This window comes from Streptomyces sp. NPDC001880, assembly GCF_053594575.1.
On the sequence record NZ_JBSFET010000036.1, the window covers coordinates 20553 to 36432 of the forward strand.

Annotated in this window: 11 protein-coding genes; 2 read left to right on the plus strand and 9 right to left on the minus strand. The window is 67.9% G+C overall.

Features of this window, described 5'->3' with window-relative positions:
• Positions 1-336 precede the first annotated feature (336 nt).
• The 4 genes from ACWCQ6_RS20435 to ACWCQ6_RS20450 form a co-directional block, all read right to left on the minus strand.
• Complete coding sequence (locus ACWCQ6_RS20435; RefSeq protein WP_451091083.1) at positions 337-1626, minus strand: citrate synthase; 1290 nt, start codon at positions 1624-1626, stop codon at positions 337-339.
• 197 nt (positions 1627-1823) lie between these two features.
• Positions 1824-4055, minus strand: coding sequence for an SF1B family DNA helicase RecD2 (gene recD2, locus ACWCQ6_RS20440; protein ID WP_451091143.1), 2232 nt, complete (start codon positions 4053-4055; stop codon positions 1824-1826).
• Between the two features lie 274 nt (positions 4056-4329).
• A complete protein-coding gene (locus tag ACWCQ6_RS20445; protein ID WP_451091085.1) occupies positions 4330-5031 on the minus strand; it encodes a hypothetical protein in 702 nt (233 codons plus the stop codon).
• A 126-nt stretch (positions 5032-5157) separates the two neighbouring features.
• Entirely contained in the window at positions 5158-5502 is a 345-nt protein-coding gene (locus ACWCQ6_RS20450) for a hypothetical protein (RefSeq protein WP_451091087.1), read from the minus strand.
• A 115-nt stretch (positions 5503-5617) separates the two neighbouring features.
• On the opposite strand from ACWCQ6_RS20450, the gene ACWCQ6_RS20455 reads away from it, so the two are divergent.
• Together ACWCQ6_RS20455 and ACWCQ6_RS20460 are read left to right on the plus strand one after the other, a co-directional pair.
• Entirely contained in the window at positions 5618-6457 is an 840-nt protein-coding gene (locus ACWCQ6_RS20455; RefSeq protein WP_451091089.1) for a helix-turn-helix domain-containing protein, read from the plus strand.
• Complete coding sequence (locus ACWCQ6_RS20460) at positions 6429-6653, plus strand: DUF397 domain-containing protein (RefSeq protein ID WP_451091091.1); 225 nt, start codon at positions 6429-6431, stop codon at positions 6651-6653. The genes ACWCQ6_RS20455 and ACWCQ6_RS20460 overlap by 29 nt, the downstream gene beginning before the upstream one ends.
• Before the next feature lie 40 nt (positions 6654-6693).
• Here the strand turns inward: ACWCQ6_RS20460 and ACWCQ6_RS20465 are convergent, their stop codons facing one another.
• The 5 genes from ACWCQ6_RS20465 to ACWCQ6_RS20485 all read right to left on the minus strand — a co-directional run bounded on the left by ACWCQ6_RS20465 (position 6694) and on the right by ACWCQ6_RS20485 (position 15558).
• A complete protein-coding gene (locus ACWCQ6_RS20465; RefSeq protein WP_451091093.1) occupies positions 6694-7308 on the minus strand; it encodes an HNH endonuclease in 615 nt (204 codons plus the stop codon).
• A gap of 140 nt (positions 7309-7448) precedes the next feature.
• The gene (locus tag ACWCQ6_RS20470; protein ID WP_451091095.1) at positions 7449-8843 is read right to left on the minus strand and encodes an AAA family ATPase; all 1395 of its coding nucleotides are present in this window, start codon (positions 8841-8843) and stop codon (positions 7449-7451) included.
• A gap of 36 nt (positions 8844-8879) precedes the next feature.
• Entirely contained in the window at positions 8880-10424 is a 1545-nt protein-coding gene (locus ACWCQ6_RS20475; protein WP_451091145.1) for a type I restriction-modification system subunit M, read from the minus strand.
• A gap of 74 nt (positions 10425-10498) precedes the next feature.
• The gene (locus tag ACWCQ6_RS20480; protein ID WP_451091097.1) at positions 10499-11983 is read right to left on the minus strand and encodes a restriction endonuclease subunit S; all 1485 of its coding nucleotides are present in this window, start codon (positions 11981-11983) and stop codon (positions 10499-10501) included.
• On the minus strand, positions 11980-15558 hold the full coding sequence (locus ACWCQ6_RS20485; RefSeq protein WP_451091099.1) for a DEAD/DEAH box helicase family protein: 3579 nt from the start codon (positions 15556-15558) through the stop codon (positions 11980-11982). The genes ACWCQ6_RS20480 and ACWCQ6_RS20485 overlap by 4 nt, the downstream gene beginning before the upstream one ends.
• Between the last annotated feature and the right edge of the window lie 322 nt (positions 15559-15880).

Below are 15880 nucleotides of genomic sequence, written 5' to 3' on the forward strand. Positions count from 1 at the left end.
GATCGCACGAGCAGGACGACAAGTGAAGAGCGCAGTTCACAGCTAGTCGAGGAACGCAGGAGCTCCGGCTCCCACAGACGCCCGGCCGGATCCCGTGGGGGGAATCCGCTCCGGGACATGGGAAGCGCCTCGCTGTCGGCCCGTGGGGGGATCGATGGCGAGGCGCTTCTCTCTGCCGCTCAACGGTCAGCCCGCCGCCGGGCACGGCCGCTCGACGGTCAGCCCGCCGCCGGGCACGCAAATCGCCCCGTACACCGCGCTCTGTGCGAAAGCGCGGTACGCGGGGCGAAGTCGACCGGCCTCGTCGGCCGGGGTCGTGCGAGGGTGTTACGAGGCTCAGCGGGCCTCGACCGGGACGAAGTCGCGCAGGACCTCGCCGGTGTAGATCTGGCGCGGGCGGCCGATGCGGGAACCCGGCTCCTTGATCATCTCGTGCCACTGGGCGATCCAGCCGGGGAGGCGGCCGAGCGCGAAGAGCACGGTGAACATCTCGGTCGGGAAGCCCATGGCCCGGTAGATCAGACCCGTGTAGAAGTCCACGTTCGGGTAGAGGTTGCGCGAGACGAAGTACTCGTCGGAGAGCGCGTGCTCCTCCAGCTTCAGCGCGATGTCGAGCAGCTCGTCGGACTTGCCGAGCGCGGACAGCACGTCGTGGGCGGCGGCCTTGATGATCTTGGCGCGCGGGTCGAAGGACTTGTAGACGCGGTGGCCGAAGCCCATCAGCCGGACGCCGTCCTCCTTGTTCTTCACCTTGTTGATGAAGGAGTCGACATCGCCGCCGTTGGCCTGGATGCCTTCGAGCATCTCCAGCACCGACTGGTTGGCGCCACCGTGCAGCGGGCCCCACAGCGCCGAGATGCCGGCGGAGATGGAGGCGAACATGTTCGCCTGCGAGGAGCCGACCAGACGCACGGTGGAGGTCGAGCAGTTCTGCTCGTGGTCCGCGTGCAGGATGAGCAGCTTGTCGAGCGCGGAGACGACGACCGGGTCCAGGTCGTACTCCTGGGCGGGGACCGAGAAGGTCATGCGCAGGAAGTTCTCGACGTACCCGAGGTCGTTGCGCGGGTAGACGAAGGGGTGGCCGATCGACTTCTTGTAGGCGTACGCCGCGATCGTCGGGAGCTTGGCGAGCAGCCGGATCGTCGAGAGGTGGCGCTGCTCCTCGTCGAACGGGTTGTGGCTGTCCTGGTAGAACGTGGACAGCGCGCTGACGACCGAGGACAGCATGGCCATCGGGTGGGCGTCGCGCGGGAAGCCGTCGAAGAAGCGCTTGACGTCCTCGTGCAGCAGCGTGTGCTGGGTGATCTCGTTCTTGAAGGTCGACAGCTCGTCGACCTTGGGAAGCTCGCCGTTGATGAGCGTGTACGCGACCTCGAGGAACGTCGAGCGCTCGGCGAGCTGCTCGATGGGGTAGCCGCGGTAGCGCAGGATGCCCTGCTCACCGTCGAGGTAGGTGATGGCGGATTTATATGCCGCGGTGTTGCCATATCCGCTGTCCAGCGTCACGAGACCGGTATTGGCCCGGAGCTTCCCGATGTCGAAGCCCTTGTCGCCGACGGTGCTGTCGATCACCGGGTAGGTGTACTCGCCGTCGCCGTACCGCAGTACTACAGAGTTGTCGCTCACGTCATCCCTCACCGACGTAGTGCCTCTTCTTCGAGGTTCCCTGACTGTCTCCACCCTCCCCCATTTGGCTCAGGAGAGTGCACTCGGGGTCGTCCATTGGACCTACTCGCGGCACTGAGTGCCGCGAGCCTACTCATCCTGCCCCCTCGGTCCCGGTTCTGGAAGGGCTGCGTGATGTTTCCCACCGATTTGATCGATCATTTTTCCGCCGATCCTCCGTCCGAGCCGCCCGACAGCCGGTAATCCAGCGCCGTACAGCGCCTGCCTGCGGAAACCGTGCGGACCGCCTGGCCGATCGCCTGCCGTGAGCCGACCAGCACGACGAGCTTCTTGGCCCTGGTCACGGCGGTGTACAGCAGGTTGCGCTGGAGCATCATCCAGGCGCTCTTGGTGACGGGGATGACGACGGCCGGGTACTCGCTGCCCTGGGAGCGGTGGATCGTCATGGCGTACGCATGGGACAGCTCGTCCAGCTCGTCGAAGTCGTAGCCGATCTCCTCGTCCTCGTCGGTGAGAACCGTCAGCTTCTGTTCGTCCAGGTCGAGGGCGGTGACGACGCCGACCGTGCCGTTGAAGACGCCGTTCTCCCCCTTGTCGTAGTTGTTGCGGATCTGGGTGACCTTGTCGCCGACCCGGAAGACCCGGCCGCCGAACCGCTTCTCGGGGAGGTCCGGGCGGCCCGGGGTGATGGCCTGCTGGAGGAGTCCGTTGAGCGTGCCCGCACCGGCCGGGCCCCGGTGCATCGGGGCGAGGACCTGTACGTCGCGCCGCGCGTCGAGGCCGAACTTGGCGGGAATACGACGGGCCGCGACGTCCACCGCGAGCACGCCGGCGTCCTCCGTCTCGTCCGCCACGAAGAGGAAGAAGTCCTTGAGGCCCTGAGTGAGGGGCGGCACGCCGGAGTTGATCCGGTGGGCGTTGGTGACGACACCGGACTGCTGGGCCTGACGGAAGATCGTGGTGAGCCGGACCGCGGGAACGGGGCTGCCGTCGGCGAGCAGATCGCGCAGCACCTCCCCCGCGCCGACCGACGGCAGCTGGTCGACGTCCCCGACGAGCAGCAGATGGGCACCGGGTGCCACCGCTTTCAGCAGCTTGTTGGCGAGCAGCAGATCCAGCATGGACGCCTCGTCGACGACGACCAGATCGGCGTCCAGCGGGCGGTCCCGGTCGTACGCGGCGTCGCCGCCCGGCTTCAGTTCGAGCAGCCGGTGCACGGTGGACGCCTCGGCCCCGGTCAGCTCGGAGAGCCGCTTGGCCGCCCGCCCGGTCGGCGCGGCCAGCACCACCTTGGCCTTCTTGGCCCGCGCCAGCTCCACGATCGACCGGACGGTGAACGACTTCCCGCAGCCGGGCCCACCCGTCAGCACCGCGACCTTCCGGCTGAGCGCGAGCCGGACCGCCGCCTCCTGCTCGGGCGCCAGATCCGCCCCCGTACGCGTGGCGAGCCAGGCCAGCGCCTTGGCCCAGTCCACGTCCGCGAAGGCCGGCATCCGCTCCTCGGGCGTCCGCAGCAGCCGCTGGACCTGGGCGGCGAGGGCGATCTCGGCACGGTGGAAGGGCACCAGGTAGACGGCGGTGACGAGCTCGCCGCCCTCGGGCGACGGCACCTTCTCCCGTACGACCCCCTCCGGGTCCTCGGCCAGTTCGGCGAGGCACTCGATGACCAGCCCCGTGTCGACCTGGAGCAGCTTCACGCCGTCCGCGATCAGCCGCTCCTCCGGGAGGAAGCAGTGCCCCTGGTCGGTGGACTGCGACAGTGCGTACTGGAGCCCGGCCTTGACCCTCTCCGGGCTGTCGTGCGGAATGCCCACCGCCTGGGCGATCTTGTCGGCGGTGAGGAAGCCGATGCCCCAGACGTCGGCGGCCAGCCGGTAGGGCTGGTTCTTCACGACGGAGATCGAGGCGTCCTCGTACTTCTTGTAGATGCGGACGGCGATGGAGGTGGAGACGCCGACGCCCTGGAGGAAGACCATCACCTCCTTGATCGCCTTCTGCTCCTCCCACGCGGCGGCGATCATCTTCGTGCGCTTGGGGCCGAGACCGGGGACCTCGACGAGCCGCTTCGGTTCGTTCTCGATGATGTCGAGGGTGTCGACGCCGAAGTGAGTGGTGATCCGGTCGGCCATCACCGGGCCGATGCCCTTGATCAGCCCGGAGCCGAGATAGCGGCGGATGCCCTGGATGGTGGCGGGCAGGATCGTCGTGTAGTTCTCGACGGTGAACTGCTTGCCGTACTGCGAGTGCGAGCTCCAGCGCCCCTCCATCCGCAGCGACTCACCGGGCTGCGCACCGAGGAGCGAACCGACCACGGTCAGCAGATCGCCCGCACCGCGACCGGTGTCGACGCGCGCGACCGTGTATCCGTTCTCCTCGTTGGCGTACGTGATGCGCTCCAGCACACCTTCGAGGACGGCCATGTTCGGCAAGGTGGACATACCCGTGACGTTACCGGGTGGGTACGACAGCCCGTTCGGGAGCGGTCAGGCGGCGACCGCGGTCAGCGAGCGATGCGGGCATCGCGGACCGCCACCCCGGGCGCGGTCTCCACCACGCCCCCGATCCCGATGAGAACCAGCCGGCCTGCCCCGGCCCGGGGCAGGCCGTCCAGCAGCGCGTGCGCCGCACCTTGCTCGCCCCGATGGCCGCCTGCTGCGCGTGGGCGGCGGCACATCTGCCGGAACTGATGGACGCGAGGGAGGCTTACGAGGACCTTGCCCCCGCGCCGGGCACACCTCGGCGCTGATCGGCCTGCTCGTCGAGTACGTGCGCCACGGCCAGGGCGATGCGGTCAATCCAGTTGATCGCGTCCGTGACGTCGTGCTCGGTGATGGGCCGTCGCTGCTTGAGGTCCCCGTCCACCAGGTCCGCATCGTGCGCGATCCTGTTGCGACGGTCCGTGATGGCCGCGAACCGGCTCTTGAGCGTCTTCTCGGTGTACGTCGTACGGTTGCCGTGCCAAGCACTGATCTGCTTGGCCGCACCCTGCCAGATGTTCACGTCGGTGATCAGCTTCAAGGCTTCGGAGATCTTGGCCGGATTCTGGAGCGAGGCATTGCCCCATTTCTCCTTGACGTGTTCGACGACCACCTCGGCCAGCTCGGCGTCACCGCGCCTCACCGCTTCGACCCGGTGAAGAGGAATCTCGTAGTTCCGGAGTCGCTGCGGCATGTCCGGGCTGTCCTTCGCGGCCAGTTCGGCGACGCGCCGGAACAACTCCTCGTGGAACCAGTGGTCGATGGCGGCCACGGCCTGCACCCAGGCGGCGCGGTAGAAGTCGTCCACGTCCACCGTCGCCGGCTGGAAGGGCGCCAGATAGCGCCCCGCGTCCACCATCTTGCGCGCATAGGCGATGTTCGTGGTGAACGCCTCGAACTGGCTGCTGCGCGGCCTGGGAATGGCCATCCGGAAGCCCCCGTGCTGTCGAAAGATCCACTCGGTCTTCTCCGAGCTGCCCCAACAGGCTTGGCGACAGCACGGGAGCCAGTCAAGCCATGATCCGACTCATGGAACTCCAACGTCCGGTTCGCGTCACTCCGAACGTGGGCCGGAACGGTCCGGCGAGGCCGCGTCGAGTCGCAATCCCCGGCTCTCCGCGACGCGTACGACCTGGCGCAGCGACTCGGTCAGCCGCTCGGCGAGAAAGCGGATCTGCGGGGACGTGGTCCGGCGGTCGGCCAGTAGATCGTCGGCATGGCCGAGCAGTTCACCCGCCATGTCGAGCTGGACGTCCTCTGTTTCGTCGGCCATCCGCGACACGGGTCCGGTGCCGTCGCCGACGACGAGGTAGCAGGGTTTGCCACCCTCTCCCGTCCACGGCAGCAGCCGCATCGCGGGAGCCTCGGCGTTCGGTGGCCGGGCGGTTACGTGCTCCATGTCAGCCTGCCTTCTTTCTGTAGCGAACCCATCACAGAGTGGGGTCGCGCGTCGTTACGCTGCCAGGGGGGCGGGGATGACAGCGCGTCGGTCAGGAAGAGGAGTTGGGGACCGCATGAGGACGGAGCGAACACCGCGCACACCGCGGGAGAAGTACGGCGAGGAGCTGCGGCTGCGGCGGCTGGCCGTCGGGCTGACCCAGGAAGCCCTGAGCGAGATCATCGTCTGCTCGCCCACACTCATCAGCCACTACGAAGCGGGGCGGCGACTGCCGACTCCGGAGGACGCCCAGCGGATCGACCGCGCATTGGGTACGGACGGGTTCTTCGCGCGGTGGCTGGAGGACCTGGACACGAAATTCGCCCACTACTTCGTGGACGTCACCGAGTTGGAGCGCGAGGCTACGGAAATCCGTCAGTACGGCGCCGCTCTCATCCCGGGCCTGCTCCAGACGAAGGAGTACTCCCGAGCGGTGTTCGAGGCATACCGCCCGAATTACCGCGCGGAGGAACTTGACGAGTTGGTCGTCAGTCGCGCCCGACGCAGTCAGCTGCTCGACCAGCCGACGGCGCCAGTAGTCTGGACGCTGCTCGACGAGGCCGCGCTCAGGCGATGCGTCGGCGGGCCGCTGGTGATGGCAGAACAACTGCATAAAATCGCGGACATGGCCGATGCTGGTCGTCTGCGTCTGCATGTGCTGACTCTCGCAACGGGAGCGCACGCTCTCATGGAAAGCATGCTCTACCTGCTGTCCTTCGCGGACGCGGCTCCTGTGGCATGGGTTGAGGGGCTTCGCACTGGGCGTCTGATGGATGATCCGGCGCTGGTCGCGGCCTGCCGCACGTCCTACAGTCTCGCCCTGGGCGACGCTGCCCCACGGCGGAAGTCAGTAGCGCTAGTCAGGGCCATCGCGGAGGAACACGAACATGCACAGCACCAAACCCACCATCGCTGACAGCGCACCCCTGACCGGGTGGCGCAAGTCCAGTTACAGCGGCGGGGCCAACGCCGAGTGCCTTGAGGTCGCCGATGGCTACGCCTCGGTCCCCGTGCGCGACAGCAAGGCCCCCACCGGTCCGGCCGTCGTCTTCTCGCTGGCCGGATGGTCGTCGTTCGTCGCGGCGGTCAAGGACGGACACCTCACCGCCTGACGCGCACGCTGCCCCGCCGGTCGGAACCGCCGGGGCAGCTTCATGCTCGTGCCAGAAAGGCCGTACGCAAGACCTGGTCCCTGAGCAGCCCCAAGGTCTCCTCCTCGCCGTCGAAGAGCAGATCCGCGGCCGGATGGCCGGACTGATGGAACATCCCGGCCAGGACATCCGCGAGCGGTCGGTTCCAGGCCAGCCGGACGACTTCCGCCGCCTTGGCGTGCTGGCCCCGGTCCGTGGCGATGCTCCAGAGTTCGACCGACTGCTTGGCCGTCCCATAAGCCGTTCTGCGCCCGTCGACGAGGGCCCCGCGTGAGTTGAGTCCGAACACGTCTATGCACGCCTCGCCTTGAGGCGTCAGCCCCTTGTACGTGCACAGGGGCAGGACCAGGCGCAGATGGTCCAGCGGGTCCTGAAGTGTGGGATCGAGGAGGAGCGGGCTGCCGTCCTCCGCGGATCGGGGGAAGGTGTTCCGCTTCTGGTTGCTGTTGCAGTACGAGCACGCCAGTAGGTGGTTGAGCCACTCGAAGGTACGCAGCGGGGCAAGGCTCTTCGGCTCGAAGTGATCGATGTCCGTGCCCTGGCTGTCACCGCAGTACATGCAGCGCTGGTGGCCGGGAGCCATGTCCGCGAGGGTGGCGAGGATGCCTTCTCGCACGCGTCTCCGCACGGTCGAATGAGCCCATAGATCCAGCGCTTTCGCCTTGCGTTTCGACTCTGCGGTCTGCTCGATCTCCTGAGTGTACGTCTTTAAGTGCGCTGCCACGGCTGGGGGCAGGCCGGTGCGTTGCAGCCGGATCATTCCGCCTCGGCCACCTCTCCGTTCTCGATCTCCTCGGCGATGCGGTGGAGTTGAGCGGACGTTTCGAGCACCCGCGCTGCGGGAGAGCTGGCGAGCAGGCCCTTCAAGGTCTTGTAGCGGGCGACGGTGTCCGGCGAGGTGTCGCCCTCGTACACCTTGGACTCCAGCGCGACGAACTCGGCGCGGGCATGCTCGGCCCGCTCGGAGTACGGGGTGTCCAGGCCGAAGAGGTCGGAGAGGACGGCGTCGTCACCGCTGCCGTACACCACACGCTCGTACAGCTCCTCCGGTACCACCTCGGGCGCGGCGTCCTCGTCCACACCCGGCAGGCGGATCAGGCCGCCGGGGTCGGCCGCCTGGCAGATGTACGGGCTGTGGGTCGTCACGATGAACTGGATGTTCGGGAAGTGCGTGGTCAGCCAGGGGCCGATGCGGCGCTGCCAGGAGACGTGGAGGTGGGCGTCGATCTCGTCGATGATCACAACGCCGGGGACCTGGAGGGGGCTGGGTCCGTCCCCGTTTCCGCCGAACACCTCGTCACCGAAGGTGTCGTGGATCTGCTTCAGGAGGTCGACAACGAGCGCGGCCACAGTGCGGAACCCGTCGCTCATCTCGCGCAAGGGGTACCGGTGACCGTCGCGAGTGACCCACAGCCCCTCGGAGTCCACCTCTTCGACGCGGTAGCCGTCCGGGAGAAGCCCGTCGCCCAGAACGGAGAGCGCCGACGCCTTCAGTTCTGCGGCGCCCTCCCTGCCTTCCAGCGCACGCAGATGCTGCTCGATGAGCCAAGCGACCCCTTCGGCCAGCGAGGCGTCCTCGTGGAACAGGCCCGCCTGCCGGGCCACCGGCCCGGAGGCCAGCATCAGCCGCTGTACCTCGCCCGAGCCCCCGGCCATGCGCCGGAACGGCCCGTACGCGGCACAGAACCAGCCCACCGGGTTGTCGGCCCACGGGCCGCGCTGGGCAGGACTGGCACCCTGCGCTCTGGGGTTGTACCTGATTTCTCCCAGGGCCGGCTGGGCACTCCTGCGGCCTCCGGCACCGTCAGCGGGGGCGGTCCATCGCAGCCCGGTCCAGAACTCGTGCTGGGTGCGCCCCGAGGCGGTGAACTTGTCGAAGAACCAGTCCCTGACGACCTCTGCCTCGGCAGTGCCCGAATCCGCCCCCCGCGTGACCCAGTTCTCGAAGCTCTGGACCAGGCCACGCGCCGGCACCGGGCCGCTCAGCGCAAGAGCCAGGGCTCGGAGCAGTGTCGTCTTTCCCGAACCGTTCCGGCCCGCGAGAACCGTCCAGCCGGCGTGGGAACCGTCCGGGCGGGTCAGTGTCAGGTCGACGACGCGCGGGCCATGGAACGACTTGATGTTCTCGACGTGCACGCGGGAGACGTACATGGGTGACGGTTCCGTCCGGTGTAGGAGGGGCGGGGGCTATTCCGGTTCCGCGTCGGCCGGGACCTCGCCGCCCAGCGCCTCGGCGATCGCGGCGAACTCGCTGAGTGCGGCCTGAAGGTCCTGGACGATCTCGGCGGCGATCACCTCCGGCGGCAGAAGGCTGTCGGCGTCCTCCAGGGCCGGGTCCTTCATCCAGGTGAGGTCGAGGTTGACCTTGTCGCGCTTGATCAGCTCGTCGTACGTGTATGCCTTGAAACGGCCGCCGTCCTCGGCGGAGGTGTCCACCCGGTCGGCGGGCTTCTCGCCGTACGCCTGGACGAAATCCTCCAGGTCGGCCCGGGTCAGCGGGCGCTGCTTGAGGGTGAAGTGCTTGGCGGTGCGGAAGTCGTAGACCCAGACCTGGGTGGTGTGCGGCTTGCCGTCCGCGCGAGGGGTCTTCTTGTCGAAGAAGAGGACGTTGGCCTTCACGCCGCCCGCGTAGAAGATGCCGGTGGGCAGGCGCAGGATCGTGTGCAGGTCGAACTCGTCGAGCAGACGTCGGCGGATCTTCTCGCCCGCGCCGCCCTCGAAGAGAACGTTGTCGGGGAGGACGACCGCTGCCCGGCCGTCGATGGCCGTCAGCGACATGATGTGCTGAAGGAAGTTGAGCTGCTTGTTGGTGGTGGTGGCGCGGAAGTCGTCACGGTCGTAGGAGATGTCCTCCTTCTCGGCCTTGCCTTCCGAGCCGATGATGGTGATCGCCGACTTCTTGCCGAAGGGCGGGTTGGCGAGGACGAGCGACGCGTGCTTGTTGCCCGGCTTCGTGGCGAGGGCGTCGCCGACATCGATCAGGCTCCTGCCCTCGCTGCTGCCGATGCCGTGGAGCAGGAGGTTCATCGCGGCGAGGCGGGCCGTGCCGGGGACGAGTTCGTTGCCCCAGATCTTGCCGTCGCCGAGTGCGAGGCGCTGCTCGCGGGTGAGGTCCCGCATGTGGTGCTTGCGGATGTAGGAGTGCGCGGCGATGAGGAAGCCGCCGGTTCCGCAGGCGGGGTCGGTGATGGTGTCCTCGGGGCCGGGGCGCATCACCTCGACGATCGCGTCGATGAGCGGGCGCGGTGTGAAGTACTGGCCGGCTCCGGTCTTGGTGTCCTCGGCACCCTTGGCGAGCAGCCCCTCGTAGGCGTCGCCCTTGAGGTCCGCGTCGCCGACGGTCCAGTCCTGCTTGCCGATGAGGTCGACGACGAGCTTTTCGAGGAGGGCGGGCTCGGTGATCCGGTTCTGGGCCTTGGCGAAGATGGTGCCGAGGGTGGTGCCGGGGCGGGTGCCGAGGGCGTCGAGGACGTTGCGGTAGTGGAGTTCGAGTGCCTGGCCCTTCTTGCGGGCGAGGGACTTCCAGTCGTACTCCTGCGGCACGATCTCGGCGGCGTCCTCCTCCGAGAAGGGGTTGTCGTTGATCTCGTCGACCATCTTGAGGAAGAGGAGATACGAGAGCTGCTCGACGTACTCGATGGTGGAGAGGCCGTTGTCGCGCAGGACGTTGCAGTAGTTCCAGAGCTTGGCGACCAGGGTGTTGGTCTGGGCGGCGGCCTGCGGGGCGAGCACGATGTTGTCTTCGACGGATTCGGTGGGGGCGGGTACGGAGGCGGGGGCCTGGTCGGAGGTGGTGACGGGCGCGGTCACAGGTCGAACTCCTGCTGTACGGCGTGGGCGGGGGCGAGGGTGGGTGACGGCGCGGGCGCGGGGGGCGAGGTCGTGAGGGCCTTCGACTTGCGGGGCGCAGGGGCGCGGCGGGCGCGCTTGGCCTTGGGTTGGGCGGCACGCTCGGCCTGGATGCGGGCGAGGAGGGCGGAGGCGGGCTCGTCGGCGGGGTCCTGGGGGACGAGGGCGCCGGTGAAGGCGCGGTTCAGGATCGCGCGGCGAAGGGTGGCTGCGCGTGACAGCGCCTGAGCCGTGAGTACCTCAGCATTCTCGATGAGTGAAACCTGCCCCTCGATTCGTTCCAGAATCTGCTCCTGAACTTCTGGCGGTGGAACCGGCACCGGAAATTTCTTGATCTTCGAGAGGCTGATGGACGCGAGGTTCACGCTCTGCTTGCCATTGACCTCGAACCACTTGCCCGATCTATTTGCGTGCCAGGACAAGAGCTTGGGATGCAGTCGGCCATCACGAATTCGAGCACGGAATACGTGGTTCTGATGGATAGCATTCTCAATCTGACCGTCCCAGATCCAGCCACGGCCGAGCTTGTTACGGTCACCTCCCTCATTCAGCAGAACGTCCCCGGGGAGTAGCTTGAGCTGTTCCGCCTTCTTGGCGGAGACCCTGATGTGCGTGACGTGATCCAGGTCCAGCTTGCCGCGCTGGACATTCGCCACTCGCAGATACGGAACTTCCGGGACTTGCGGATCGGACTGCTTCTTCTGGTCCTTGGTCACCCCACCCACGACCTCCGCCAGATCGCCAAGACGCTCCCAATGCCAGTTCGATGGAAGCGTCGGCAGAGCGCCATCGTCCGAACCCGCCGGTGGCAGAGGCGGAGCCCCTTCGGCACCTCCAGGAATGGCGTGCTGCAGGGTGATATCCGTGACGGATGCATGGAGGTGAACGACGCGCTCCGCCACCCGGCCGACGAGGGCCTCCGCCGCGTCCAGGCGGGAGAGGTGGCCTTCGAGGGCCTCGACGATGCGGTGCTGCTCCGCGAACGGCGGAACCAGAACGGGCCATGCCCTGAGGACCGTCTGGCTGATGTTCTGCTGGGTCCCTCCTTTTCCCGCACGAAGTAGCGCGGCCCGCTGCGAGCGCAGGTACCAGAACAAGAATTTCGCATCCATGAGGCGGCCATCCGGAATCGCGAATGCGATTGCCTGGTTCGTCGTGAGACGCCGCCTGGCGACCCCTAGTTTCCCAATCGAGCCGTACATCGCGACCAAGACTGCGCCCTCGGGAACCCACTTGGCCGAACTATTCGCGAGTCCGGCTTCTGTGATCGTCGACTTCGTCTCACTCAACGGGCCGTCCATGAGATCACCGATGACTGTCCAGGGAATATCCCCTCCGTAATAGGCCGACGTTCCGGCCTTCGGCGTTCCCCCACTCCCCCAGGCAGCCACCTGGTCCAGGGTGGTGATCGCCCACCCCGCCGGAAGTTCCTTCTCGCTCAAGCCAGTTCCCGATTCAGCTCAGTCAACAGATCCAGCGCCGGCTCTTTCCCGCCGAACGCCATCATGAAGCCGCGCCCCTTGCCGCGCTCCGTGAACGGCTCGTGGGCGAGTTCCGCCGGCTCTATGCCGACGTCGCTGGCGACGACGTCACGGATCTTCTCCAGCCACCACAGCTGCTCGTCCGTGAATTCGACGCCCGCCTGTCGCTGCCGCAGCAGCCAGCCCTCGAAGCGCTCCTCGACCACCGTACGGTACGGACGGAGCTCACTGTCCGCACCCAGCTCGTAACGGATCAGGCTGATCAGATCCGGGATGGCGGCCTCCCGCCCCGGGCGGGCCACGGCCTGGTTGAGGTCCTCGTGGAAACCCCAGAGGACCTTGGGCGTCCAGGCCCGCCGGGAGGCCCGGATCGTCGCCGCGAGTTCCTGGAGCGCGGCCCTGGCCTCGCTCGGCGCGAACGGGCTTCCGCTGCCCAGGGCGACCTGGATCGCCGCGTTGCGGTCGCGCTGCTTCTTCAGCAGGTCGCCCCACTCGTCCAGGTTCTCGCGGGCGCGCTTCTCGCGCGGGACCTCTTCGACCTCCGTCACCGTGACGGCCGTCGTCTCGTCGTACGTCAGGTCCTTGTCCCGGCGGATCTCCAGGATCTGGCGCCGCAGCTCCGGGTTGCCGGTGAGGATGGCCACGGCGTCCTCGACCAGTTCGCGGGCCGCCCCCGCGCCGCCCTGCCGCCTCGCCGCGTCCTGCGCGTCGACGTCCACCGCGTCGACGATCCGGCGGGCGATCTCCGAGAGGGTCGTACCGCCCGCCGTGGTGGCCAGAAGGTCCCGCTCCTCCGGCTTGAGCTGCTGGTTCAGGCGGGACAGGCGCCGCTGGAGGATCTCCGCCTCCTCCGCACTGATCGACCTCGATCCCGTCTTGTCGAGCAGCTTGGCAAGCGATACCTGCTTGCCCGTCGCCGGGACCATGGGCCGTGCGTCGACCAGCGGGGAGGTGGTGACGCCCGCCGCGTCGATGAGGACGAAACGGTCCTTCGTCACGTCGTCGTCGGCGTCCGGGGTGACCTCGCGCAGTTCGGTGGCGTCGATCGTGCGCGCGCCGCGTCCCTTCATCTGCTCGAAGAGCACCGCGCTGCGTACCGACCGCAGGAAGATCACGCACTCCAGGGCCCGCACGTCCGTACCCGTGGCGATCATGTCGACCGTGACGGCGACCCGCATCCGGGGCGAGTTCCGGAGGTCGTTGATCAGCTCGTCGGGGTTGTCGCCGTTCTGACGGCTCTTGTACGTGATCTTCTTTGCGAAGTCGTCGCCCCGGCCGAAGACCTCCTTGACCTGCTTGAGCACGTCCTCGGCGTGGTCCTCCCCCACCGCGAAGATCAGGGTCTTCGGCAGGTCCTTGCGGCCCGGGAACCAGCGCTGCCAGTTGTTCCTGTACGTCGTGAGCACCGCGCGGATCTCATCGACAGCGATCACCGACCGGCCGATCTGTTTGGTGGTGTACGTGAGGTCGTCGTCGAGTTCCACGTACCGCTGGGCCCTGGTCGCGCGGTCCTTGATCCGGACCGTCGTCCCGGCCTCGATCTTCGCGCCGCCCTGCTCCCGCAAATCGGTGTTGACCCGCACCACGTCGAAGTCGACGTTGACCCCGTCGGCGACGGCCTGCTCGTAGGTGTACTCGGAGACCGTGTTCTGATCGAAGAAGCCCCGGGTCTGCGCGGTCGGAGTGGCGGTGAGGCCGACGAGGTGGGCGTCGAAGTACTCCAGGACACCCCGCCACAGTCCGTAGATGGAACGGTGGCACTCGTCCACGACGATCAGATCGAAGGACTCGGGAGGCACGTCCGGCTGGTACTCGACCTCGATGGGCCGGTCGGCGGCGTAGTCCATGTCGGGGTCGTCCACCGCGGGTGTGGGGGTGGTCTGCCGGCCCGCGTCGATCGCGTCGTCACGGGCGTCGTCGTCCGTCAGCTGCTCGCCCCTGAGCAGGGCGTACATCTTCTGGATGGTGCAGATGACGACGGACGAGGTCTCCTGGAGACCGGCCGCGCCGAGTCGGTCCACGTTGTAGAGGTCGGCGAACTTCCGGCCGTCGTCAGGGGTGGTGTAGTTACGGAACTCCGACAGCGCCTGGCGGCCGAGGTTGTTGCGGTCGACGAGGAAGAGGACACGGCGGGCGCCCGTGTGACGCAGCAGGCGGTACGTCTCGGTGACCGCCGTGAACGTCTTGCCCGCGCCGGTCGCCATGTGGATCAGGGCACGGGGCCTGTCCTGGGCCAGGGACTGCTCCAGGCCGCTGATCGCGTCGATCTGGGCCAGCCGCAGACCGTACGGCTCCAGCCTCGGCATCCGTCGCAATCCGGCCCGGAAGGTCGGGGCCCGGCGGTCCTCGGCGCGCTCCATCCAGGCGGCGACGGTCTCGGGACGGTGGAAGGAGAACACCTCGCGGGACCGGGGCTCGGGGTCGAGACGGTTGACGAAGTAGGTCTCGGTCCCCGTGGTGGCGTAGCGGAAGGCGAAGGGCTCGGCCTCCCGCCAGACGGCGAGGCTGTGCTCCTTCAGCACTCCCTTGGCGTAGCGCTCGTTCTGCGCGAGGGCGCTGGAGAGGTGGTCTCCCTCCCGCTTGGCCTCGATGACGCCGACGATCCTGCCGTCGACGTAGAGGACGTAGTCGGCACGTCCGGTCGCCAGGGTGAACTCCCGTACCGCGACGCCCTGCCCGGCGAGCGGGTTCAGGTCGGCACGGTCCTGGACCAGCCAGCCCGCCTCGGCGAGCATGGTGTCGATCTTGGTGCGGGCCTGGACCTCGTTGAGGGGGGCAGGGCGCTGGGCGCGGTGCACGATGGCGTCGCGGGCGGCGGCGTTCACCCGGCGCGGCTGCTTGCGGTCGGTCTCGTACTGGACCTGCTGCGCGGACCGCAGGCTGACGATCTCGGCTTCCATGTCCACGAGCCGGGCGGCCAGCGCCGCCTTGGCCTGCTGCGCGCTGACCATCAGGGCTTCGGCCTCGGTACGGGCCCGGCGCTCGGCTTCGAGGCGGTCGGTGGACTCGCTCAGCTTGACCCGGGACTGTGCCAGGGCGTCACGGTGCCCATCGAGTGCTTCGCGCAGCTCGGCCACCTCGGCCGGGTCCGCGAGGACCGGCATGGCGGGCGGAACGAAGGCGGTGACGGTGCGCTTGCCGGTCAGGGCGCGGTGGTAGAAGACGCCGAGTTCGTAGCTGAGCCGTACGGCCTCAAGGGCGCGGGTGGTGTCGAAGAGGTGGGCGTGGGCGGCCTCGTTACGGTCGCGACGGAGCTGGTCGAAGGCGTCGCGCACGGCCGGGGTGAGCGCGCCGATGTCGGTGAGGGCTCGCAGTCGGTCGATCTGGCGGGTGCCCGCGACACGGATGCCCGTCCGCGTGACGAGGTCCTCGGCCAGGACCTCGCCGAACTGGCCCGCCTGGACCTGAGCGGCGTTCGGGTTGCTGAAGACGTTGAGTTCGGCCTGGGCGCCGTACAGGGCCAGGAGCGGCTGGTGCTGATAGAGCACCCCGAAGTTCAAAGATGCCTTGGCCAGGTCCCGAAGCCGGTCGTCCACGCTGTTCCCACCCCACTGGTACGTGCCGTCAGGGTGATCGATTCTACGAGGGGTGGGGTGGCCCGGCTCCAGAGTTTCGCCGCGTTCATTTCCCAGGCGAGCCAGCCGTTTCCAGCGCGGGCCGATGGGCCGTAGAGACGAAACGGGGCCCGGTCGAATGACCGGACCCCCCTCGCTTTCCCCCACCGTCAGGGCTTCCCGATCCCCCCAGATCCCTCCCCGGAAGCGCCCGACGCAACATACGACTCGACTGGGTGCCGAACGGTTGCACGTCTTGACGATCTCTTTGCCTTTGCGGCAAAGCGCCCTGTCAGCAGGCGTG